Annotated in this window: 22 protein-coding genes and 1 riboswitch; of the genes, 10 read left to right on the forward strand and 12 right to left on the reverse strand. The window is 68.4% G+C overall.

The genetic code is table 11. The annotated features are described in order from the left end of the window. Position 1 precedes the first annotated feature (1 nt). Entirely contained in the window at positions 2-316 is a 315-nt protein-coding gene (locus tag ABZV58_RS18125; RefSeq protein ID WP_355001284.1) for a multidrug efflux SMR transporter, read from the reverse strand. A gap of 10 nt (positions 317-326) precedes the next feature. Continuing rightward, positions 327-390: riboswitch (guanidine-III (ykkC-III) riboswitch) on the reverse strand. Between the two features lie 8 nt (positions 391-398). After that, positions 399-1,208 (reverse strand): DUF72 domain-containing protein, encoded by an 810-nt coding sequence (locus ABZV58_RS18130; protein WP_355001285.1) that lies wholly within the window; start codon positions 1,206-1,208, stop codon positions 399-401. A 175-nt stretch (positions 1,209-1,383) separates the two neighbouring features. Between ABZV58_RS18130 and ABZV58_RS18135 the strand changes: the two genes are divergently transcribed. Further along, positions 1,384-1,545, forward strand: a complete 162-nt coding sequence (locus tag ABZV58_RS18135; RefSeq protein WP_355001286.1) for a hypothetical protein — start codon at positions 1,384-1,386, stop codon at positions 1,543-1,545. Positions 1,546-1,584: 39 nt separating this feature from the next. On the opposite strand, the gene ABZV58_RS18140 is transcribed toward ABZV58_RS18135, so the two are convergent. Continuing rightward, positions 1,585-1,962 carry a hypothetical protein gene (locus tag ABZV58_RS18140; RefSeq protein WP_355001287.1) on the reverse strand — a complete coding sequence of 126 codons (378 nt, stop codon included), beginning with the start codon at positions 1,960-1,962 and terminating at the stop codon, positions 1,585-1,587. Positions 1,963-2,130: 168 nt separating this feature from the next. On the opposite strand from ABZV58_RS18140, the gene ABZV58_RS18145 reads away from it, so the two are divergent. Then, positions 2,131-2,640 carry a DUF664 domain-containing protein gene (locus tag ABZV58_RS18145; protein WP_355001288.1) on the forward strand — a complete coding sequence of 170 codons (510 nt, stop codon included), beginning with the start codon at positions 2,131-2,133 and terminating at the stop codon, positions 2,638-2,640. A gap of 6 nt (positions 2,641-2,646) precedes the next feature. On the opposite strand, the gene ABZV58_RS18150 is transcribed toward ABZV58_RS18145, so the two are convergent. Next, entirely contained in the window at positions 2,647-4,224 is a 1,578-nt protein-coding gene (locus ABZV58_RS18150) for a serine hydrolase (protein ID WP_355001289.1), read from the reverse strand. 254 nt (positions 4,225-4,478) lie between these two features. Between ABZV58_RS18150 and ABZV58_RS18155 the strand changes: the two genes are divergently transcribed. The 3 genes from ABZV58_RS18155 (at position 4,479) to ABZV58_RS18165 (ending at position 6,653) form a co-directional block, all read left to right on the forward strand. Further along, entirely contained in the window at positions 4,479-5,102 is a 624-nt protein-coding gene (locus tag ABZV58_RS18155) for a S1 family peptidase (RefSeq protein ID WP_355001701.1), read from the forward strand. Positions 5,103-5,452: 350 nt separating this feature from the next. Next, positions 5,453-5,812, forward strand: a complete 360-nt coding sequence (locus tag ABZV58_RS18160) for a hypothetical protein (RefSeq protein WP_355001290.1) — start codon at positions 5,453-5,455, stop codon at positions 5,810-5,812. A 61-nt stretch (positions 5,813-5,873) separates the two neighbouring features. After that, on the forward strand, positions 5,874-6,653 hold the full coding sequence (locus ABZV58_RS18165) for a helix-turn-helix transcriptional regulator (RefSeq protein WP_355001291.1): 780 nt from the start codon (positions 5,874-5,876) through the stop codon (positions 6,651-6,653). A gap of 1 nt (position 6,654) precedes the next feature. Here the strand turns inward: ABZV58_RS18165 and ABZV58_RS18170 are convergent, their stop codons facing one another. Both ABZV58_RS18170 and ABZV58_RS18175 read right to left on the reverse strand, forming a co-directional pair. Continuing rightward, positions 6,655-7,500, reverse strand: a complete 846-nt coding sequence (locus tag ABZV58_RS18170; RefSeq protein WP_355001292.1) for a fructosamine kinase family protein — start codon at positions 7,498-7,500, stop codon at positions 6,655-6,657. A gap of 196 nt (positions 7,501-7,696) precedes the next feature. Further along, complete coding sequence (locus ABZV58_RS18175; RefSeq protein ID WP_067783268.1) at positions 7,697-8,572, reverse strand: TIGR03619 family F420-dependent LLM class oxidoreductase; 876 nt, start codon at positions 8,570-8,572, stop codon at positions 7,697-7,699. A gap of 147 nt (positions 8,573-8,719) precedes the next feature. Between ABZV58_RS18175 and ABZV58_RS18180 the strand changes: the two genes are divergently transcribed. Continuing rightward, positions 8,720-9,343, forward strand: coding sequence for a TetR family transcriptional regulator (locus ABZV58_RS18180; protein WP_355001293.1), 624 nt, complete (start codon positions 8,720-8,722; stop codon positions 9,341-9,343). A 519-nt stretch (positions 9,344-9,862) separates the two neighbouring features. Here ABZV58_RS18180 and ABZV58_RS18185 read toward each other — a convergent pair. Further along, positions 9,863-10,660 (reverse strand): DUF2470 domain-containing protein, encoded by a 798-nt coding sequence (locus ABZV58_RS18185; protein WP_355001294.1) that lies wholly within the window; start codon positions 10,658-10,660, stop codon positions 9,863-9,865. 94 nt (positions 10,661-10,754) lie between these two features. Between ABZV58_RS18185 and ABZV58_RS18190 the strand changes: the two genes are divergently transcribed. Beyond that, positions 10,755-11,846 carry a hypothetical protein gene (locus tag ABZV58_RS18190; RefSeq protein WP_355001295.1) on the forward strand — a complete coding sequence of 364 codons (1,092 nt, stop codon included), beginning with the start codon at positions 10,755-10,757 and terminating at the stop codon, positions 11,844-11,846. Here ABZV58_RS18190 and ABZV58_RS18195 read toward each other — a convergent pair. The 3 genes from ABZV58_RS18195 to ABZV58_RS18205 form a co-directional block, all read right to left on the reverse strand. Next, on the reverse strand, positions 11,825-13,105 hold the full coding sequence (locus ABZV58_RS18195) for an alpha/beta hydrolase (RefSeq protein ID WP_355001296.1): 1,281 nt from the start codon (positions 13,103-13,105) through the stop codon (positions 11,825-11,827). The two genes, ABZV58_RS18190 and ABZV58_RS18195, sit on opposite strands and share 22 nt — an antisense overlap. Positions 13,106-13,150: 45 nt before the next feature. Then, positions 13,151-14,155, reverse strand: coding sequence for an SMP-30/gluconolactonase/LRE family protein (locus ABZV58_RS18200; RefSeq protein WP_355001297.1), 1,005 nt, complete (start codon positions 14,153-14,155; stop codon positions 13,151-13,153). Positions 14,156-14,854: 699 nt separating this feature from the next. Continuing rightward, the gene (locus tag ABZV58_RS18205) at positions 14,855-15,571 is read right to left on the reverse strand and encodes a metal-dependent hydrolase (RefSeq protein WP_355001298.1); all 717 of its coding nucleotides are present in this window, start codon (positions 15,569-15,571) and stop codon (positions 14,855-14,857) included. 427 nt (positions 15,572-15,998) lie between these two features. Here ABZV58_RS18205 and ABZV58_RS18210 point away from each other — a divergent pair, with 427 nt between their 5' ends. Next, positions 15,999-16,403, forward strand: coding sequence for a DUF6463 family protein (locus tag ABZV58_RS18210; protein WP_355001299.1), 405 nt, complete (start codon positions 15,999-16,001; stop codon positions 16,401-16,403). Here the strand turns inward: ABZV58_RS18210 and ABZV58_RS18215 are convergent. After that, positions 16,384-17,190: a LysR substrate-binding domain-containing protein gene (locus ABZV58_RS18215; RefSeq protein WP_355001300.1), complete on the reverse strand. Its 807-nt coding sequence runs from the start codon at positions 17,188-17,190 to the stop codon at positions 16,384-16,386. The genes ABZV58_RS18210 and ABZV58_RS18215 overlap by 20 nt on opposite strands. A gap of 67 nt (positions 17,191-17,257) precedes the next feature. Here ABZV58_RS18215 and ABZV58_RS18220 point away from each other — a divergent pair, with 67 nt between their 5' ends. Then, positions 17,258-18,151, forward strand: coding sequence for an NAD(P)H-binding protein (locus ABZV58_RS18220; RefSeq protein WP_355001301.1), 894 nt, complete (start codon positions 17,258-17,260; stop codon positions 18,149-18,151). A gap of 514 nt (positions 18,152-18,665) precedes the next feature. On the opposite strand, the gene ABZV58_RS18225 is transcribed toward ABZV58_RS18220, so the two are convergent. Then, positions 18,666-20,300 carry an MFS transporter gene (locus ABZV58_RS18225; RefSeq protein WP_355001302.1) on the reverse strand — a complete coding sequence of 545 codons (1,635 nt, stop codon included), beginning with the start codon at positions 20,298-20,300 and terminating at the stop codon, positions 18,666-18,668. A 168-nt stretch (positions 20,301-20,468) separates the two neighbouring features. Here ABZV58_RS18225 and ABZV58_RS18230 point away from each other — a divergent pair, with 168 nt between their 5' ends. Further along, a complete protein-coding gene (locus ABZV58_RS18230; protein ID WP_355001702.1) occupies positions 20,469-21,074 on the forward strand; it encodes a phosphoribosylanthranilate isomerase in 606 nt (201 codons plus the stop codon). The last annotated feature ends 116 nt before the right edge of the window (positions 21,075-21,190 follow it).

Raw genomic sequence — 21,190 nt, forward strand, 5'->3', positions numbered from 1 at the left:
CTCAGCTCACCGCCTTCAGTCCGGCCACACAGGCGACCAGCCCGCACAGCAGCAGCGTCCGCGCCAGGCTCGTCCGCTCTTTGCCGGTCGACACCGCCCACACCGCGGTGAGCACCGCGCCGACGCCGACCCACACCGCATAGGCGGTGCCGGTGGGCAGGCTGCGCATGGCGAACGCCAGTCCGATCATGCTGGCGACGAGCGCCGCCGCGAACACGAGGGTGGGAACGAGACGCCGGAAACCGCGGGATTCGGCGAGCGCCGTGGCCCATACGGCCTCCAACACCCCGGCGACGAGAAGAACGACCCAAGCCACGACCGACCTCCATGGTCAGTCTTGTCGCTGTCCGGGTACTGAGCCCTCGTCCGGAGGCCCGCCGCGGACCTTGTCTTCGACGCTAGCACGCGACGCGGGCCCGCAACGCCAGCGCGTCGCGCGGGGCCATCACCTTGGCGTCGTTGTCGAAGTAGACGTACACGTCGCCGTCGCGCGCCCAGGACCGGATCTTCTCGGCCCACATGTCCAGCCCCTCGTCGGTGTACCCGCTGACGTAGAGCTCGTCGTGCCCGTGCAGCCGGACGTACACGAAATCCGCGGTGACGTCCTCGAGCAGCGGATACTTGCCCGCCGCGTCCGCGACCACGAGTGCGATTCCGTGCTCGCGCAACAGCTCCGGGAATTCCGGCGTGACGAAGCTGGGATGCCGGATCTCCAGCGCGTGGCGCAGCGGCCGGTCCGCGTCGGCGGTGGTGTGGGCGGGGTCGACGCGGTGATCGTGTCTGCTCGCGATCTCGGCGGCCTGCGCGGTGCTGCGCGGCAGGTGGGCGAAGAAGCCGGTGAGCAGGTCCGGGTCGAACGGCATGGTCGGCGGCAGCTGCCACAGGATCGGCCCGAGTTTGGGGCCGAGAGCGAGAACGCCGGAGGCGAGGAAATTCGCCAGCAGCGTGTCGCCGTCGCGCAGCCGTTTCATGTGGGTGATGAAACGGCTGCCCTTCACGGCGAACACGAAGTCCTCCGGTGTCTGTTCGGCCCAGCGCAGGTAGCTCGACGGTCGCTGCAACGAGTAGAACGATCCGTTGATCTCCACGCTGTCCATTCGCTCGGACAGGTAGCCGAGCTCGAGCCGCTGGGTCAGTCCCACCGGGTAGAACACGCCGCGCCAGCCTCGGTACAACCATCCCGAGGTGCCGATCCGGATGTCGCCCATGGATCCCATGGTGGCAGGCGGGGCAGCGGGAGACGAGTTCGCGGGCGAGTGGCGGGGGTGGGTGAACCCCGGAAAACGAGGCGCGGCAGGATCTTCGAGGGTTCGACGGCCCGCGGTTCGGGTACGTCATGGTCGGATCATTCGCTTTTCAACTGAGTTCAATCGGAGGAATCACATGTCGAAGGTCGATGCCGTGCGGCTGTCGAGCGTGCTGGGCATCGATGTGGCGCAGGCGATGCTGCGGCTGCGCAACGAACGGTATCCCGGCGAGAACGAGCACGACACGTGCCTGCGTCTGATCGCCGAGGCCGCGCAGCGCAGGCGCCACGGCGCCTGAGGCGCGTCGTCCGAGCCGAACGCAGGTCGGCTCGGGCTTCTATCGGTTGCGGTGATCGACGCGGCCGCAGTCGCCGCTGACGTGGAGCGCACCGTCCCCGCGCGACCTCGCCGAAAACCTGGCCAACGCCTCGCTCAACGCGCTGACGTCGCCGAAGGCGAGGGTGCGAGCGTCGATCGCACGGGCGATCTCGCTTTCCAGCTCGATCACACGCACCAGGACGCGCAGCACCTCCGCATCGCGCGGCCTCCACGTTTCCGCATCACGAACCAATTCCTCGGCGATCGCCCCGGCCCGGTGGAGATCGCGCACCGCGCCCGCGGCGTCGCGGCGGCGGACCGACAGCTGTTCCTGAGTGCGCAGGGCCTCGATGTCGCCGAGGCGAACGTCGAGATGGCGAGATCCGGGTGACGTCACGATGTCCTCACTGGGTACCTGTGGCAACGGGTGGTCCGGTTGTGTGCTCTACGCGGTGCAGTGCATATCGCCGGTGTACCCCGCGCCGTGACACTGTCGCGTGGATCGCCCGGCAGTGGGTAGGTCCCGAGGACGGGAGCACATCGACGACGCGAGGAGGCGATGGCGATGACGAGCGCGCAGCTGCTCACCGACGGGTACGAGCGGGTGAGGGAAGCGGTGTACGAGGCCGTGGACGGCTTGGACGAGGACGCGCTGACCTTCCGGATCGACCCGGGCGCCAACACGATCGCCTGGCTGATCTGGCACCTGACCCGGGTGCAGGACGATCATGTCGCGGACGTCGCGGGCACCGAGCAGGTGTGGACCGCACAGGATTGGTACGGCCGTTTCGGCCTGCCGCTGGACGAACAAGCGACCGGCTACGGCGACGGCCCCGAGGAGGTCGCGTTGGTGCGCGCGTCCGCCGACTCGCTGTCGGGCTACTACGACGCCGTGCACGAGCGGACCCTGGGCTTCGTGCGCGAGCTGACCGACGCGGATCTGGCGAAGGTGATCGACACCCGCTGGGACCCGCCGGTCACCCTCGCCGTGCGACTGGTGAGCGTGATCTCCGACGATCTCCAGCACGCGGGCCAGGCGGCGTACGTGCGCGGGGTGTTCGACCGTACGAGGTGAACGGCGTCAGGTTCGGGTGAAGACGCCGAGACCGTCGGCGTCGAAGTATTCGAGGGTGAGGGTATTCCCGGAGAAGGTGGCGCGGGAGACCGAGCCGGTGGTGGCGTTCTCGCCGGTCGGGGTGAACACGAAGGTGTCGCCGTCCCAGTGACGCAGCGCGAAACGCATGTTCCGCGGCCCCAAAGTGAGAGTGAGCGCGTCGTCCTCGACGGCGACGGTGGCCGGACCGTAGTAGGCGTTGTCGTAGCGACCCGCGTAGGACGGCAGCGGTTGCGCAGGGGCGGGCCGCGCGGGTGGTGACGCACCGGCCAGGCTGCCGCTCGGCGCGCTGAACGGCGCGAACGCCTCCCGATAGAGCGCGCGCCAGTCCTCGCGGACGGTGCCGAACTGGACGAGGTCGGCGAATTCCGCGTTGAGCGTCTCGGGCACCCCGATCGGCGCGGCGTTGGTGAGCGTCACGATGCCGACGTTCACCGAGGGGATCAGGGTGAACGCGGTGGCGGCGCCGAGGTCGAAGGCACCCGAATGGCCGAGCACGACCCGTCCCGCCGGGGAGACGCCGACGTTGAAGCCGTAGCCGTAGAACCCGGCGCGCGCGTCGAAGGCCGTCGGCGGGGCGGACACCGCTTGCGGCGAAACCGCGGGGCGTAACGCGTCCGCCGCGAGGAACGGTCGGCCCTCGGCGAGCATCATCGTCATCCATTTGGTGAGATCGTCCACCGACGAACTGACCCCGCCCGCCGGGGACTGGGCGTCGGGATCGCGCGGCGGGTCCGCGACCCGATACGTGCCGTCGACGAGCACGTGACCGTCGGCGCGGTCGGTGCGTGCGCGGAAGTCGCTGTACCGCGAGCTCGTCGAGGTCATGCCGAGCGGCTGGTAGATCTCCTTGTCCGACAGCGTCTCCCAGTCGGTGCCCGCCGCGGTGGCGACCGCGACGGCGGCGGCGGTGAGACCGAAATTGGTGTAGGCGTAGGAGTCGCGGAAGGCGTCCAGCGGCAACTCCCGCAACCGCTCCAGCACCTGGTCGCGGTCGTAGCCGAGATCCTCGAGCAGATCGCCTGCGTGATCGGGGAGCCCGGACCGATGCGCGAACAGATCACCGACGGTGACCTTCTCGGTGACGTACGGATCGCTCAACGCGAACGTGGGCAGCAGCTGGCGCACCGGGGTATCCCATCGCACGGCGCCCGTGGCGACCTGCCGTGCGACGACCGTCGCCGCGAGCGATTTCGACACCGACGCCAGCTGGAACACCGTCTCCGGACCGACCTTGGCGTCCGAGCCCACCGCGCGCACGCCGAAACCCTTGCGGTACACCACTTTTCCGTCGTGCACGACGGCGACGGCGAGTCCGGGGACATGCGAGGTCGCCAGCAGGCTCTGGGCGAGTTCGTCGAGCCGATCCACCGCCTGGCCGACCTGTCCGTCGGGGATCGTCACCCCGGCGACCTGGTTCGGCGACTCGACGGAGGTGCTGGGCGCGGGCGACTGCGGAGCGGGCGCGTCGACGCAGCCGCCGACGAGCAGTCCCGCGGCCAGTAGCGCCGCGAGACCCGGAATTCTCCGCCGATCTCCGCGCACGGCCACTCCCGGGGCTCGTTGTCGACACAAACCCTCCTCGAGCGTAGAGCAACCGATCTTGCGACGAAAGGCTCGGCGGAGGGCGGTGGTGTTTGCCGCACGGGTTTCGCGGTAGTCCTCACCAACGAACCACTGACCGTCGGCGGACACCTCCGGTCGCCGACCCGCGGAGAGGAGCTTCGATGAGTCAGCTGCCGAAAGGCCGCGACGTCAGACGGCACACCGTAGTGACGCGCGGCGCTTCCGCCTTGGCGATGGCGGCCACGGTATTCCTCGCTCCGGTCGCGGGCACCGCGACCGCCGCCGATCCGCCGGTACTCGGCGGCGGCTCGGGCATCGTCATCGCCAACCAGGCCGAATGCACGCTCACCGCGATCGGCAATGATCGCGCCGGGCGTCTGGTCGGCCTCACCGCGGGACACTGCGGGAACGCGGGAGCGACAGTGCTCGCCGAATCCGATCCCAACTACGGCGTGATCGGCAGGTTCGCCCATACCGATCCCGTACTGGACTACGCAGTCATCGAATTCGACCCGGAGCGGGTCACGCCGGTGCGTCAGCTCGGCGACCTCGCGATCACCGGCCTCGGCGCACCGGCACGGTTCCCGGCGGTCGTCTGCAAGAAGGGCCGCACCACCGGAACCACCTGCGGCGTCGCGTGGGGCGGTGTGGGCCCGGCCGCCGAGACCTGGACCCAGTTGTGCGTGCTCGAAGGCGACTCCGGCGCGCCCGTGGTGGTCGGCACGACGCTCGTCGGCATGGTGAACGCCTACCTCGGGGTGGGTTGCTTCGGGCCGGAAGTGGGTACCGACATCCATGCGGTGGTCGCGGATCTGGACGGACGTGACCTCGTGGGGGCGGGTTTCCGGCCGATCTGATCGGCGCCGTTCGCGAAAGCTCGGCGGGTGCTCGCGGGTTGCCGCAGGTGAGCGATTGCCGGGCGGTTCGATCGAGGTGCGCGTCGGTGCGATCGCCGGTCCATCATGTGAATCGTGCGTCTCTTCATCCTGCGCGCGCCGGTTCTCCTATTTCACCAAATGCCAATGGATTCCGTGTGCGTCGCATTAGTCAAGTGGTGCTCGAATCTCAACACGAGGCGTCCCGGTTTGGGGTTGGTCACAACGACCAGATCGCCCGGCGAGGGTGTTTGCCGAATTCGCGCCGCCGAATCGCTTTCGAGGTTGCTGGTGGATACCGTGGGGGCACATCGGGAGGAAGCGGAATCCACATGGGCCCCAACGACGCCGAGGACGACGGCATGTCTGCTCCGGTGCGGGACTTCGGCACGGCGATCCGCATGGGCCTCGACCTCGCGCTGGCGTTGGTGGAGGACACCGACACCTCGCTGGACGGCATGCTGCGCACCCTCGAGCGTCACACCACCCGGTGGGCGCTGGACGGTGTACCCATCGACGAGATCCAGCACGCGGTCCACGACGGCGTCAGATCCGGGCTCGCCCAGCTGCGTGACGACGCGGAACCGGACCTCGACTGCGTACTCGTCGTGGATCTGCTCGACGTCATGACCTCGGCGGTGTCGCGCGCGTACGTGGCGGCCGACCGCACCGTGCGCGGCACCGCGCCCTGAGCCGCGCTCATTACCTCGCGGGTAATCGTGCGGCGCCCGCCGGATTCGTAGGATCGGCGAAGTGAGTACTCGAACAGCGGGCGATCTGCTGCGGCACTGGCGGCTCGAGCGTCGACTGAGTCAGCTGGAGCTGGCCGGCCGCGCCGAAACCTCCGCGCGCCACCTCAGTTTCATCGAGACCGGCCGCGCCACCCCGAGCCGCACGATGCTCGCGCACCTGTGCGACCACCTCGACATCCCGCTGCGCGAACGCAACCGTCTGCTGCTGGCGGCGGGCTACGCGCCCGCCTACACCGAACCGACCCTCGACACCCCCGAGATGGACGCGGTGCGGCAGGCGATGCGCCAGATCCTGGTCGGCCACGAGCCCTACCCGGCGCTGGCCATCGACCGGAACTGGAACATGGTGGAAGCCAACGCCGGTGTAGCCGTCATGCTCACCGGTATCGACGCGGGGCTGCTCACCGCGCCGGTCAACGCGCTGCGGCTGAGCCTGCATCCCGGCGGCCTCGCGCCGCGGATCGCCAACCTCCCCGAATGGCGCGGACACCTGTTCGCCCGGCTGTCGCGCCAGATCGAGATCACCGGCGCCCCGGAACTGATCGCGCTGCGCGCGGAACTGCGCGCCTACCCGGGCGGGGAAACCGAGGTCGCGCTACCGGAGCCGGAGCAGGTCACCGTCCCGCTGCGGCTGCGCCACGACGGCGCGGAACTGTCGTTTCTGTCGGTCACCACCGTGTTCGGCACGCCGATGAACGTCACCGTCGCCGAGCTCGCCATCGAATCGTTCTTCCCTGCCGACGCCGAAACGCGAAAGTACTTGAACGCGTCGAGTTCCTGAGTCATGCCGAGAGTGCGGCGCGGGCGGCGGCGAGAGTCTGCGCGCGATACCCGGAACCGAACAGAGCGACGTGCACCAGCAGCGGATGCAGCTGATGCAGCGGAACCCGGGAACGCCACCCCGCCGCCAGCGGGCGAGTCCGCTCGTAGGCGGCGACGACCCGATCCAGGTGCGGTGCGCCGAACAATGCGAGCATCGCCAGATCGGTCTCCCGGTGCCCGCCGTGCGCCGCCGGGTCGATGAGCACCACGCCCGCCTCCGTCCAGCGCAGATTGCCCGACCACAGATCACCGTGGAGGCGCGCCGGTGGCTCGGGCGGACCCGCCAACTCCCCGATGGACCCCATCACTCGCTCCAGCAGCCGCACCCCGTCCGCGCCGAGCACGTCCGCGGTGCGGGACACGAACGGGCGCAACCTGCGTTCGGCGTACCAGCGCGCCCACGGACCCTCGCTCGGCGTGTTGTCCAGCGGGAGTTCGGCGATCCAGCCGGGCCACGGCGCGCCGAAGACCCCCGGCGAATCCGCGTGCAGCACAGCGAGATCCCGGCCGAAGCGCGCCGCCGCGGCAGGCGAGGGCGCGACGTCGGGCAACCACGGCAGCACCAGCATCCCGTCCTCGGCGGCCAGCACCGGCGGAACCAGCGCGGAATGGCCCGCCCCGAGCCAGCACAGACCCGCCGCCTCCGCCGCGAACACCCCATCCCGGTCCGCGGCGGCCTTGACGACGACGACGCGACCGTCGGAAAGCTCCGCCCGGTGCAGCGTCCAGTCGTGGCTCGTCCCGAGGTCGGTCACCGCGTGGACGGCGACACCCAGCGATGCGCTCAATCGGTCGGCGATGCTCACCGCACCACCGTATGCGTACCTCCGCCTTCGCTATGGCCGTGCGCGGCTCGCGAACGGACTTCGTCCGACTGCGCCCCTGGTGCGTACCTGTGCCTTCGCTACGGCCACGTGCGGTTCGAGGCCCGACTTCGTCCGGCTGCCCCTCGCTCGGCCGTGCGCGAGTCTGCGGGCGGGTGTGCGGCCGACCGCGCCGATCTCAGGACGCGGTGCGCGCGATGACGTGCTCGGCGAACCGGGACAGGTTCGCGATCTTGGTCTCCAGACTCTCGGTGTCCTGATCGCGGGTGTACGGATTGCGGAAGCCGACGATGACGTCGGTGACGCCCTTGTCCTCCAGCCGCTTCACGCCGTCGACGGTGAAACCGTCCAGCGAGATGACGTGCACCTCGAAATCCTTGCGGGTGCCGTACTCGGCCCGCAGTTTGTCCAGCTTGGCCAGCAGCCGATCGAGCTCGGCGGGATCGCCGCCCGCGTGCATCCATCCGTCGCCGCGCTGGGCGGCACGCCGCAGCGCCGGACCGCTGTGCCCCCCGATGAGAATCGGGATCGGCTCGGTGGGCACCGGATTGATCTTGATCGGCGGCAGGTCGTAGAACTCGCCGTGGTACTCGAAATAGCCGCCCGCGGTGAGGCCGCGCACGATGTCGACGCACTCGTCCATGCGCGCGCCGCGCTTCTCGAACGGCACGTCCATGATCTCGAAGTCGTCCGGCCACGGGCTGATCCCGACACCGAGGCCGAACCGGTTGCCGCTCAGCGCCGCCACCGACGCGGCCTGCTTGGCCACCAGCACCGGCGGGCGGATGGGCAGCTTCAGCACGAAGGGGGTGAACCGCAGCTTCGTCGTCGCGGCCGCCATCGCCGCCGAGAGCACGAACGCCTCGATGAAGGGCTTGTCCTCCAGGAACTCCCGGCTGCCGTCGGGGGTGTAGGGGTAGGTGGCGTCGGAGTCGCGGGGATAGGCGACGCTGTCGGCCACCGCCATCGAGGTGTACCCGGCCGCCTCGGCGGCCTGCGCCAAAGGCACGTAGTAGGACGGGTCGGTCATCGTCTCCGCGTACGTGAACCGCATGGAATCAGCCTTCCTGCTCGGTCGTCGCCGGACAACAGCTCGTCGGTGGGCGGCACGCCCACGGCATCGCCATGGCGAACATCTCCCAGCCAATTAATCACTGGTGATTAACTTGGTCAAGACTCGGGTTCAGTACAGTGGGTGCCTATGCAAGCCGACGACTCGCGCGCCGCCCTGCTCGACGCGGGGGAGCGACTCATCGCCGAACGCGGCGTCGACGTCCCGCTGCGCGACATCGCCGCCGCCGCGGGCCAACGCAACAACTCCGCGGTGCACTACTACTTCGACTCCCGCAACGGACTCGTCGAAGCCATCGTCGAGCGCCGGATGAACCGCCTCGAACAGCGCCGCATGGAACTGCTCGCCGCCCACGAAGCCGACGGCACCGGCGCCGACCCGCACGCACTGGTCGGCATGCTCGTCGGACCCATGCTCGAACTCGTCGGCCAAGACCGCACCAGCCACTACGGCCGCTTCCTCGAAGTCGTCCGCACCCACCCCGTCATCGCCGACGCCCGCCGCCTCGCCGGCGCCGACCGCGCCGCGGTCCGCATCATCGCCACCCGCCTCGGCGCCGCGCTCCCGCAGCTGTCGCCCCGCCACCGCCGCCGACGCCTCGAAACCATGACCACCGTGCTGTTCGCACTCGTCGCCGACTACGAACGCGCACTCCAAGATGGCAGCCGCACTCCGCACCTCGACACCGACACCGCCGAGATCGCCGACATGCTCGTCGCGATGCTCACCGTGCCCGCCCGTGACCCGGCCTGAACCATGCGACCTCGCCGCGATCGCTGATCGGCGTGCTTGCCGGGCTGCCTCGCGGGCGCGTAACGCTCCTACTGCGCCTGAGCCTGAGAACAGGAAGCGATCCGCGCGATCATCGAGCGGCGCCGCCTCGGCGAGTGATTATCCCGCCGAGGATCCGGTGGCTCTGCGCCGTTCTGCCCGATCATCCCGCTGCCACGCGGGATCATAAAACTCCTACTGCGACTGAGCCTCAGGGCAGGAAGCGGCCCGCGCGATCATCGAGCGGCGCCGCCTCGGCGAGTGATTATCGCGCCGAGGATCCGGCACCTCCGACGACGAGTCCGGCCTCGCACAGCGACCGCCGCATACTCGCCCCAGCATTCGCGGCCGCATCACGCACCACCCTCGCGGACGATGATCAGTGAATCCGCCACGACCGGCGGACATGCCGTCCGCCACCCCCGATACCGCTCCATGACAGCCAGCATCACCGAGCCCACACGTGACCGGAAGCGTAGGACTACTCAGCCGACCGCGACCTCAGCCCTCCCGCGCCCGCCGCGCCAATTCCACTGTCGCCGCACGCAATCCGTCGACACCATCCAGCCGCTCCGCATAACCCACCCGGGTCCGCGCCACCCCGCGCGGCGTCTCCACCCGCAGGTCCAGCCCGTACCGATCCGCCCGCTCGCACAGCGCCGCCGTCGCATCCGGATAACCACCGAGCACCCGCGCCATCGACAACAGCGCGTCCGCGTGATCGTCGTTCAGATGCGCGACCGCCCGCGCCGCCACCGGCGCCACCGGATCCGCCTCGGCCGCCAGATACTCCTCGGCCGTCGCCGAATCCATCCGCCCGTACCCGCCGACCCACCGCACCCGGCCGACCCGCAACACCCACAGCGAGAAATCGCTGTACTCGACATACATCCGCGCCGCGGGCACCGCAGCCACATGCGCCTCCCGCGCCGCCGCCAACTCCGCGCCCACTGGACGCTCCACCACCCCTGCCAGCGTGATCCGCGAACCCGCCAACGGATCCGCGGGCCGCTCCGGCGCCACGATCGACAGACTGGCCCGCGCATCGCCCGCCAGATTCCGGCCGTGCTCGGCCATCCGCGACACACACAACACCGGCGCACCGTCCAACAACCCGTACGTCACGAACGACGCCCACGGCGACCCGTCCTCGCTAAGGCTCGCCAAAGTCGCGATATTCGTCGCCGCCGCAACGGTTCTCGCCTCCTCCGCCGCCGAAGGCCGCGCCGCGTTCACCACCGCACCGAGCGGACCGGGCACCGACGGCACGTCACCGGGATCACCGTGATCGAGAGTCATGACCACCAGCGTGCCACGCCGAAACGCCGCCGGAGCCACAACCAATGCAACCCAATACCCCCACGCCGCCACCCGATGCGTGAGGATGTGCCACGTGACCCGATACGCATTCGACGCCGACCGCAACGCACTCGTCGCCATCTGGGCGACCGGACGCGGCGACCTGGCGGAGACGGTGGCCCTGCTGCCGCCGACAACACCCGAGCTGGCAACGGATCTGGCGTCGAATCTGACCACGCTGTCGCGCTTCCACTGGCGCACCTACACCCACCCCGCGGCCGCCGCGGGCGACCCCGACATCCCCGACAGCGAAGCCTGGCGCCGCGCCGAAGAACGCCGCAACTTCACCGAAGTCGAGAACGGCCTGCGCGACCCCAACCTGCCCACCGAAGCCGGACTGCTCGTCTCCTACAGCGGCGTCGTCGAATCCGCCCACCGCGTCGGCCGCTGCCTGCACAGCATCGACACCGACGAACTCACCGAGACCATCGTCGCCGAAATCCGCCGCGAGCAGGCCGCCATCGAAGCCGCCGAACTCGGCGACCTCTCCGGCCGCGCCCGCCAAGCCGTCGAACTCTCCCGCCCCGACGTCTCACCCGCCCAGGTCCACGCCGCGGACACTCTGCTGCGCACCGACCCACTCGGCGCGCCCGAACTGTTCACCGACCTCGACCCCGCCTCCGCCTCCGTCGCCGCCGCCCACTGGCTGCACGCCGCCGCCGAGGTCGCCGGCGAATTCGCCGACCTCCCCATCACCGACGTCATCGCCGAAGCCGACGACATCGAAGCCATCCCCGTCGAAACGCCCAGCCTCGTCCTTGAACGCCTCGACAGCGGCGAGACCGCCACCGACATCGTCACCGACCTCATCGCCGAAGCCGTCTCGGTCTCCGAAGGCCACCTACCCGCGCCGTGGGCCGTGGTCGCCCGGGTCGCCGAACTCGAAGAGCACGCCCGCCGCTACGACTTCGACAAAGCCACCCGCGCCGCGCTGCTCGCCGAATTCCGGGTCAGCCGACTCGACCCCGCCCGCCCCGCACTCGACCTGCTGGAAGACCTCCTGGACGGCATCCGCGGCTGCCTGCTGCTCTACGCCGCGCACCACGACGACGACACCGACATCGAGGAGCGTTTCGCCGCCGACGTCCGTTTCGCCGCCGACAATCACTCCGAACGACTCTTCTGAGGCGAACCTCGACCCGCCCGGCCCGCACCGAGGGCCGCGGCGGGCTCACCGCCCAACCACCCACGCAACGCCTCGTACACGGCCTCGTGGTTCAGCAGCGTGAAATGATTCGCGCCCGGCAGATGCAGACCGTTCTCCTCCAGAAAACCGAGCCGCCGCGCCCGTCCGCGACCCGAACCGCTCGGGCTCAGCACCAGACCGTCACCGAAGACCCGGCCAAGCGGATGACGCGCACTCCTGGTGAACGTGGCGGTGACGAAATAGTGGTCCGCACCCTCCAACAGCGGAACCTCTCGCACCGCACGCCGCTCCAACGCGTCGGCGTCCACCCCGCGCCAATCCTCGTCCACCAGCGAACCGTGCCGAAGATCCCGGATCCCCGCGCTGCGCCGCCGCAGCATCCGGCCCACCGGCCGGGTCTCCGGCAACCGGACCAGCGCCGCCGACAACCGATGCACAACCTGCTCCAATGGCGCTCCCAGATGCGGCGAGCCGAGACACACCACCTGGCGCACCGACCGCACCCACACCCGATCCTCTTGCGCCGCACCGAAACACGCCGCCCGCGCCACCAGCCCGCCCATCGAATGCCCCACCAACGAGATGCGCCGCACCGGCACCGGCCAATGCTCGACCAGCCGCTCCATCAGATCGGACAGCTCCCGCGCGTTCTCGGAGATGTGCAGCCCGCTGTTGTACCGCACCTGAACGCACGCGCACCCCAGATCGGTCGCCAAGCGCTCGCCGTACGTCGCGCGCCCACCCAATCGCCACGCGTGCTCCGTCTCGACCAGGCCGTGCAGGAACACCACCAGGTGTCCGCTCGGCGCGAGGTGCGCGGTAATCGACTCCGGCGCAACGGGATTCCCATCCACCCGCAGCGACATCGGAGCCGCGAGAATCGGCATGCCGTCCTCGAGGCGGTCGCCGATCAGACCTTGCAGCGCCGCGAGGAATCCCGACCCCCACACGGTGCGGGACGGTGGCGCGCCCGGGATATCCGCCGCCCGTTCGCCCACCGCCCCCGCGGTGATCGCGGCGGTGCCGACGATCCGGTACACGCCGTCGCTGATCGCATCGTGCACCACCTTGACCGGCTCGGCAGCGGGACCGACGCCCCAGCGCACCGCGGCGAACACACGATCCGACACCGCCCGATGGATCGTCGCGATGCCATCCACCGCGCCGCCCAGCTCATCACCCGCCAAACGGGCCAGGGCGCGCACCTCCGCCCGGCGTTGCGGGACACTCTCCGACATGGCATTCAGTGTACAACTGTGCACTGAGATTGTTTGGTGGAAGGCTCAGCGAGGCACGCGGGTCGTGGCGATCGCCGACTCGGTCAAGCTGCCCAGATACAACATGCCCTCGTGCTCGACCATCCCGGTGACCATCGAGTACTCCGTGCCCTCGGTCTGCAAATCGTGCACGACCGTGCCATCGAAATCGACCGCGAGCACCCACACCGTCCGCGGCGGCTTCGGACGCGCCCACGCGGGCAGCGACCACACCACACGGCGCAGCGCGCCGGGGCGGGGGAGTAGGCGGTCCAGCAAGGCATCTCGCGGCGCGGGCAACGTGATCCAGACCAAGCCGTCGCTGCCGAGCGCCATATTGTCCGGAAATCCCGGCAGGTTCTCGATCAGCCGATCGTGCGTACCGGCTCGCGGCCCGGTCAGCCAGTAGCGGGTCACCCGATACGCGCCGGTCTCGGCCACCAGCACGCACGAGCGATCGTGGGCGAGCACCACGCCGTTGGCGAATTGCAGTCCGCCCAGGAGGGTTTCGACCTTTCCGGAAAGGTCGCGCCGGAACAGGCGGCCGGTGCCGGAATGTTCCAGCAGGTCACCCATCCACTGGTCCAGCGGGTAACGGGCCGAGGACGCGGAGAAGTAGATGGTGCCGTCGAGATCGCGAACCACGTTGCTGGCGAACGCGAGTCGCTCGCCGTCCACCTCGTCGACCAGCACCTCGAGTGTGCCGTCCGGGTCCAAGCGCAGCAGCCCGCGCGCGAAATCGCAGATCAGCAGGGAGCCATCGGCATCGGCGTGCAGCCCGAGCGGGCGGCCGCCGGTGTTCGCCAGTTCGCGCACCGATCCGTCGACGGGGTCGACGCTCACGATCGCGCCGTTCGCGAGTCCCGCGATCACCTTCCCGTCCGGCGTGCGCACCACGTCCTCGGGTCCCTCGCCGGGGAGTTCGATGCGGGTGACCGGCGGTAGCGGGGGAGTGCTGCGCTTCGCGCGGGCCCGTTCCGGGGCGGGTGGGGGCGTCCAGCGGTGCGGTTGCATGGTCCAGCCTGCGAGCATGCGGTCAGCGTATCCGTGGGTGGGGTTGGTCTCGGCGAAAACCGACGGCAGAAAATTTAACATCCCGCTATGTAGATATGCGCATCTAACCATGTTTCCTTTATATAGAACCCCAACGCCCGGCGAGCCGGGCGAAGCAAGGACAGGGGGAGGGAAGCGGCACGCCATGCCGGGAAACGATGGGGTGCGATTGGTGCCTTGCGGTGGTGGGCTGCGGCGCGGCAGGTGCTTACCGGGAACATCGCTGTGGTTCTGCTGGCGCAGCCGCGGCCCGGCGGCATCCCGTGAGCTGCTAGTGGATCGGTGAACTCGCAGGGGAGACGCTAGGAGGGCGGAACAGTTCCGGTGCGGACATGAGGTCGGCGAGCGCAGCGAAGCCGAGCTGATTGCGTTCGGCATCGGCGCTCGGTGGTGGCTGTCGGGCTCGTGAACAGGGGAGTGGCGCAACGTCTTGCGAGGCAGCGCACGCGACGGCTGAAGAGTTGAGACCGTCGAGGGGGGCGCTCGCATTCGATGGGGCTTCGGCGGACCTCGGCCGCATGTGGCCAATCGCTCCTTCATTGGGAATCCCGATATCGAGATATGCATATCTAACTACCTACCAACTCTCAACTAGCTGACACTTCTCACGATCTACCGATGAAAGAAGCACAGACAAGGGGAGAGGAGGTGGGCCGACGCAGTGGCCCACCTCGTCCGCTACGGAGTCGTGGTGAAGACGTGCCACAGCACGCCGAGTGTGGCAACGGCGAACAGCGGTGTGAGGATCCAGGTTTCGACCTTGTTCCCGGTTCGTTCGATGATCGGCAGGCAGGTGCGGAGCTTGAAGGGCCAGAAGAGGCGGCAGCCGCGGTCGGTGAGGCAGTCGCCGATGAGGTGGGCGAAGGCGCCGAGGCCGACGCAGAACGGCAGCCAGGCGGGTCGATCGCTGATCCAGTGGTCCATGGCGAAGGTGCCCGCCGTGGCGAGCACGACGATGGTGCCCCAGGATCGGATCCCGTCGCCCGGCGGGTACAGGTGCAGCGCGCGCACCGCCAGGGCAAGCAGGAAGAACACGAGCGCGAGAGTGAATCCCCGGCCGATCCAATGCATTCCGGCCCACGTGCCGTACGCGGCCGCGATCACGAACGCGAACGAATGCGTGGCTTGCCGGTGTCCACCGGCGACTTTCGATATGACTTTGCAGAGGAAATAGGTGAGCGGGCCGAGCACATGCGCGATCGTTCCTTTGGGGTGATCGGCATCGGGGAGCAGCGCCGCGCCCGCCGTGAGAAAGACGCCGAGAACGACGTCCACCGGCCCCAATCGGGCCTCGCTGCTCTGCAATACCGGATAGGTCAACGCCGCGAGAGGCAGCGTCGCCGCCGCCACCGACCAGGCGAACGCGCCGCTGGTCGCATGTGAATGTCCAAGCACTACTTCGAGATTAGTTGAACACCCGACCATTCGACATAATCCCAGCCTTGCGGATTATGTCAACCACTCCGTGCCGCTCTCGAATCGCTTTGGGGGAGTTGGCCTCTGGTCGCCGAGCGGTCCGAACTGGCCGTGCGTGCCGATCGCTGTGGCGCGAGATGGCCGACGCGCTGCCCGGTCGCCGTAGAAGTCGACCATGTTCTCACCGCGGAACAGGGGACCGGCGGGTATGCCCCTCAGGGCGCGGCGATGTGACTCCTCGCATGCGTTCCCCATCTATACGCCACCGTATTTCATGGCTAGCCTCAGCTATACGCAGCCGTATACAAGAACAGGGCCCGGGCGTCGCGGCCAGGCGAACGCATGTCGCGAGGCCGCAGCTGCGGAGTGGAGTCACACGGTTCCACGCACGGAGAAGGGAGTTCGCATGATCAAGTGGGCAGGCTGGCTCATTGTGTTGTTTCCAGGAGTCGGGCACACGGTGGGTGCGCTCGTGGAGACGGCCCCGGACTACGCCACGGACTGGTTCAACGGAGAGGGGTGGAAGGTCGATGCCACCGCGATGAACTATGCCGAGGCCACGTTGTGGTACACCGTATTCAGCTTCGGCGTGCCCTTCCTCCTGATCGGCCTGATGGTGCTGTGGCTGGACCGTCGAGGCATCACGCCGCCAGCGTTCCTCGCGTGGGTTGTGGCTGGTTGGACCCTGGTCACCGTCGCGGTCGGCGGCCCGTCACCCTTGCTGGTCCTCTTGATCGCCGCTGGCCTATTGCTGGTCGGCTCCCGACGCGCCGCCCGTCGCGACAGCCGAATCAGTGCCGCAGCGTCGTGATGGCGATGTCGAGGAATTCGCGCAGGAGCTTGTCGTGGTGGTCCACGGCGACGACCAGGCATGTCTCAGCCCCGGGGGCGTCGGTGACGGGGCGGTGGACGAGGTCGGGGCGGACGTAGGCGCGCGCCACACTCACAGGGACGAGCGCCAGACCGTGCCCGGAGGCGATGAGCTCGAACTTCTCTTCCAGTGACAACGTCCGCCTGTTCCGGATGTCGAGCATCCGCTCACCATCGAGATCGGCCAGGGTGAGTTCCCGGCGCGACGCGAGCGGATGGGCCGCGGGCATGCAGGCAACCCTTGGTTCGTGACCGACGGGGATGGCGCGCATGCCGGATTCATCGAAAGGCCTTCGCAGGTAACCGATCTGAGCTCGTCCGTCGCGCAGCGGCGCGTCCGGCTCCCACCGGCGCGCCGGGACGACATCGGTCTCGACCTCCGGGTGACGCCTCACGAATTCCCGGATCGCCTCCGACACACGCAATCCGGGGGAGAAGGCGACCACCAGCCGTCGCACGCCGCGGTCGACATCGTGTACGCGCCGCACTGCCGCGTCGACCGCCGCGAGGATCCCCTGCGCCTCCTCGTAGAGCTGCTTCCCGGCGGCGGTCAGTTCCACGTTGCGGGTGGTTCGCACGAGCAGTGTGCAATCCAATTCTTGCTCGAAAGCCTTGATCTGACGGCTCAGTACTGGCTGGGCGATGTAGAGCTTTTCCGCCGCCCGGCCGAAGTGCCGGTGCTCTGCCACTGCGGCGAAGTAGCGGAGCTTGCGCAGATCCAGATCCATACCTTCACGGTATCAATCTGCGGAAAGGGTCTTGGACGCGGCGATGAACTGTCACGAGACTCGAAGCATGATCGTAATCACCGCTCCCACAGGTCACATCGGCAGCAGACTGCTGGACATCCTGCTCGAAACACCCCATCGGAGTGAGGAATTGCGCGTCGTTGTGCGCGATCCCGGAAAGCTGCCCGAGGCGATCCGCTCCCGCGTCGATATCGTCACCGGATCGCACGGCGACGCCGACGTCCTGGACCGGGCCTTCGCCGGCGCGGACGCGGTCTTCTGGCTGGTTCCGCCCGACCTCTACGCGCCGGATCTGGACGCCGCGTTCTCCGGATTCACGCGCGCCGCCGTGAAGGCGTTCACCACCCACGACGTCGGCCGCGTCGTTGGTGTCTCGGCGCTCGGGCGTGATACTCCCGTCGCGGGTCGCGCCGGGCAGGTGACGGCATCGCTGGCCATGGACGATCTCATCGCGAGTTCGGGCGTGGCTTATCGGGCGCTGGCGAACCCGTCGTTCATGGACAACCTGCTGTGGCAGGCGATTTCGATCCGCGACGACGGCGTTTTCACCGGCACCGCGGCCGCCGACCGCAAGGCGCCGATGGTAGCCACCCGCGATATCGCCGCGGCGGCCGCCCGCCTGCTGCTCGACCGCTCCTGGTCGGGGAGTGGCGAGGTCGCGTTGCTGGGACCGGAGGATCTGGCGCCGAACGACATGGCGCACATCATGTCCGAGGTGCTCGGCCGCCCCATCCGCTATCAGCGACAGTCTCTCGACGACTTCCGCACCGCACTGACCGCGCGAGGCGTCAGCGATCCGATCGCGACCGCCTACGTCGACATGATGCGCGCCAAGGAGAACGGCCTCGACCACGGCGTGCCGCGCACCGACGCGACCGCGAGCCCGACGAGCTTCCGCGAGTGGTGCGAGCAGATTCTGGTGCCAGCGGTCAGGGCCTGAGCACCAAGGCCGTCCGCGTCGTCGGGGTGTCGCGCGACGTCAGTCTCGCCGTGTTCGCCTAATGCGCGACGTGGCTGGCACGTCATTGCAGCCCGAGGGGACGGACGATGGTGCGTCGTTCGCGACATCGCCGGGGATGCGGGCCAGGCCCGAGTCGCGGGGAGTGCAGGCGAACCATTACTTGACATAATGTCGATTATCGGCGCGAGAACGGCGCCGCTGGAAGGGGTTGGATCTGCTTGCGGCGCTGCCGGTTTGCGTGCTGTGGCGCTGCGTCGGCCTATTCGGGATCTTCCGTTCGGCGACCACGCTCGCGGGTTCCCGTGCTGCGCGGAACGTCGACGCGGTGTCCCCTTGGCCGCAGATTACGCTGTCGGAAATTTTCCGGCGTTCCTCGGATTTCATCCGAATATCTATGGTTTGGCCAAGATTCGACTTGGCGCCACTTCCCCGCGCTTGGGACGATCACCAAGCAAAACGTCACTGTGACGTATCGCTTGGTGAAATCCCAGGCCTATCCATCTCGGCCTGACGTGCCAGGGATCTTCGTGCTCGGTGGGCCGACCGGTCGGCGAGGTAACAGGCCGGTGCCGAACAGCGCGGCGATCGCGAGCAGAGCGGTCACGGCGAATGCCACCTGCAAGGCCTCGAGACGGGCGGCGGAGTTGACCGCGAGGATGGCGTCACCTGTGGTGTCGCCGACTCCTGCAGTGTCGAGAGCGTCCGTCAACTGGGTGTTGGACAGGAACGGCACTCCGTCAGCCAAATCCGTCGTGGCCTGCTCCTGTACGGTCGCCGGAATTGCCGGATTGTTCTCGATGCCTTCGATCACGGACGACGTGAGCGTGGCGATCAGGACCGACCCGATCAGTGCGGTGCCCAGGGACGCACCGAGAGTGCTTGCGGTGTTCTGCAGTCCCCCGACCTCGGCACTCTCCGAATCGGGAACGGCGGATACCGTGACGGCCCCGAGTTGAGAAGCCAAGGCGCCCAAGCCCACTCCCATCAACAGCATCGGAATCGACACGACACCCGCATGGGCGCCCGGGTCCATACCGGCAGCGAGGATGAGAATGCCGACGATCATCGCGCCCAGACCCACGCGAACGACGCGGCGTGGATTGGCACGCGGCAAGAGCCGAGGGATGCCCGCGGCGGCAAGAACCAGCGCAATCGACAGTGGCAGGATCCGCACCCCGGTCTCGAGCGCGCTGAGCTCGAGCACCACCGACAGAAACAGCGGCACGGAGAAGAACACCCCGGCCTGCACCGCGAACTGCGCGAAGAACATGCTCAGGCCCCCGGCGAGCTGTCGGTTCGCCAGCAGGTCCGGATCAACCAGCGCGTCGCGTCCGTGCTTCGTCAAATAGATTTGCCGCCGCCAGAACAAGTACAACAGCAGTAGGCCACCGATCAGTAGCCAGATGACTGGCGACAAGCCCAGCACGGCAGGGCCTTCTGCCTCTGTACGTACCCAGCCCCATTCGCTGGACCGCAGCACACCGTAGACGACCATGCCGAGCCCGATCACGGAGAGGACGGATCCGACGAGATCCAGCCGGACACGTTCCGCGGGAGCGTCCTCGACCCGGCGCAGAACGAGCAGAATCAGCACGACGACGACCACCTCGCCGAAGAAGACGTACCGCCACGATGCGAACGTGGTCACGGCACCGCCGAGAAGAGGGCCTACCGCGACTGCCATCGCTCCCGCCGCCGCCACCAGTCCGTAGGCGGCGGACCGGCGTTCGGGAGGAAAGTTGCCCGCGACGAGGGCGACGATCGCGGGCATGATCAGTGCGGCGCCGATGCCTTCGAGCAGCGACCAACCCACTAGGAGGATCGGCAGGTTCGGTGCCAGCCCGGTGGTGAACGAGCCCGCGCCGTAGATCACGAGGCCGACCCCGAAAGCCCGGCGCCGACCGAGAATGGTGCCCACTCGGCCGCCCGTGATCATCAGTGACGCCATCACCAGGGTGTACAGGGTGATGGCGGTCTGAATTCCGGTGATCGTGGTGCCGACGTCCTGGGCGACAGTAGCCATCGACACATTCATCACGGAGCTGTCGAGAGTCATCAGGAACTGGCCCGACGCCAGCACCATGAGTACGAGGGTGGTGCTGGATCTTTCTGTCGGCACCGGTGCCATGAGGCGCTCCTTCACTGGCAATGTGGATGGCGTCGGCTGACGGTCTCACCGCACTCGGCGTCATCGTCCCATATGAGCGCGGTCAGGTCCGTCGCGCGACGAGTTCGGCCGCGCGACGCATGGAACGGAATAGCTCTTCCGGGGCGCGGTAGGTTCGTTGTCGTGTACGTGAAGATTTGCGGACTGACTTCCGTTACCGCGGTGGACGCGGCGGTCGAGGCTGGAGCCGACGCGATCGGTGTGGTGATGAATCGGACCAGCCCCCGGCGGTTGGAGTTCGGCGCGGCTGCCGAGATCGTGGCGGCGGCCTTTGGCCGGGTCGACACGGTCCTGGTCGTCAACGACATGCCCGCCGTGGAGGCCGCGGAAACCGCCGCGAAGCTCGGTGTGACGGTGTTGCAGTTGCATGGTGCGTACACGCGCGACGACTTCACCGATGCGTTGGCGATCGTCCCGCGAGTCTGGCGGGCGACGTCTCTGAAGGCGGACCCCGATCTCACCGTTGGCGCGTTCGGTGAGGAGGCGCTTCTTCTCGACGCGCCGAAGCCGGGGTCCGGTGAACGATGGGACCTCTCGGAGCTCGAGGCTCGCAAACCCGAGGGCAAGTGGATGCTCGCGGGCGGGCTGAGCCCCGACAACGTCGTCGAGGCGATTCGCTCGGTTCAGCCGTGGGGCGTTGATGTGTCGAGCGGTGTCGAGGCGAGCCCTGGCGTCAAGGACCTGCGGAAGGTTCGTGACTTCCTCGCCGCGGCACGCAGTACCAGCGAGGACTGACTGCGCCGGCGCGCTCTGAGCAACACCGGGGGTGGGTGCACGCGCCCCCTTGGGGGTCTATTTGCCGAACATTTGCTCCTCGACGATGGGAGTACCCATCCCCGATCGCCCACGCG

Origin of the sequence: Nocardia sp. NPDC004654 (assembly GCF_040609595.1) — a bacterium.
Classification (GTDB): Bacteria; Actinomycetota; Actinomycetes; order Mycobacteriales; family Mycobacteriaceae; genus Nocardia.

Bases quoted from the DNA above. Each gene is read 5' to 3' on its own strand.
- ABZV58_RS18130 (WP_355001285.1), bottom strand. From the start codon at position 1,208: ATGGGCGACATCCGGATCGGCACCTCGGGATGGTTGTACCGAGGCTGG.
- ABZV58_RS18135 (WP_355001286.1), top strand. From the start codon at position 1,384: ATGTCGAAGGTCGATGCCGTGCGGCTGTCGAGCGTGCTGGGCATCGAT.
- ABZV58_RS18145 (WP_355001288.1), top strand. From the start codon at position 2,131: ATGACGAGCGCGCAGCTGCTCACCGACGGGTACGAGCGGGTGAGGGAA.
- ABZV58_RS18155 (WP_355001701.1), top strand. From the start codon at position 4,479: ATGGCGGCCACGGTATTCCTCGCTCCGGTCGCGGGCACCGCGACCGCC.
- ABZV58_RS18160 (WP_355001290.1), top strand. From the start codon at position 5,453: ATGGGCCCCAACGACGCCGAGGACGACGGCATGTCTGCTCCGGTGCGG.
- ABZV58_RS18175 (WP_067783268.1), bottom strand. From the start codon at position 8,572: ATGCGGTTCACGTACGCGGAGACGATGACCGACCCGTCCTACTACGTG.
- ABZV58_RS18180 (WP_355001293.1), top strand. From the start codon at position 8,720: ATGCAAGCCGACGACTCGCGCGCCGCCCTGCTCGACGCGGGGGAGCGA.
- ABZV58_RS18185 (WP_355001294.1), bottom strand. From the start codon at position 10,660: ATGACTCTCGATCACGGTGATCCCGGTGACGTGCCGTCGGTGCCCGGT.
- ABZV58_RS18195 (WP_355001296.1), bottom strand. From the start codon at position 13,105: ATGTCGGAGAGTGTCCCGCAACGCCGGGCGGAGGTGCGCGCCCTGGCC.
- ABZV58_RS18200 (WP_355001297.1), bottom strand. From the start codon at position 14,155: ATGCTCGCAGGCTGGACCATGCAACCGCACCGCTGGACGCCCCCACCC.
- ABZV58_RS18210 (WP_355001299.1), top strand. From the start codon at position 15,999: ATGATCAAGTGGGCAGGCTGGCTCATTGTGTTGTTTCCAGGAGTCGGG.
- ABZV58_RS18215 (WP_355001300.1), bottom strand. From the start codon at position 17,190: ATGGATCTGGATCTGCGCAAGCTCCGCTACTTCGCCGCAGTGGCAGAG.
- ABZV58_RS18220 (WP_355001301.1), top strand. From the start codon at position 17,258: ATGATCGTAATCACCGCTCCCACAGGTCACATCGGCAGCAGACTGCTG.
- ABZV58_RS18225 (WP_355001302.1), bottom strand. From the start codon at position 20,300: ATGGCACCGGTGCCGACAGAAAGATCCAGCACCACCCTCGTACTCATG.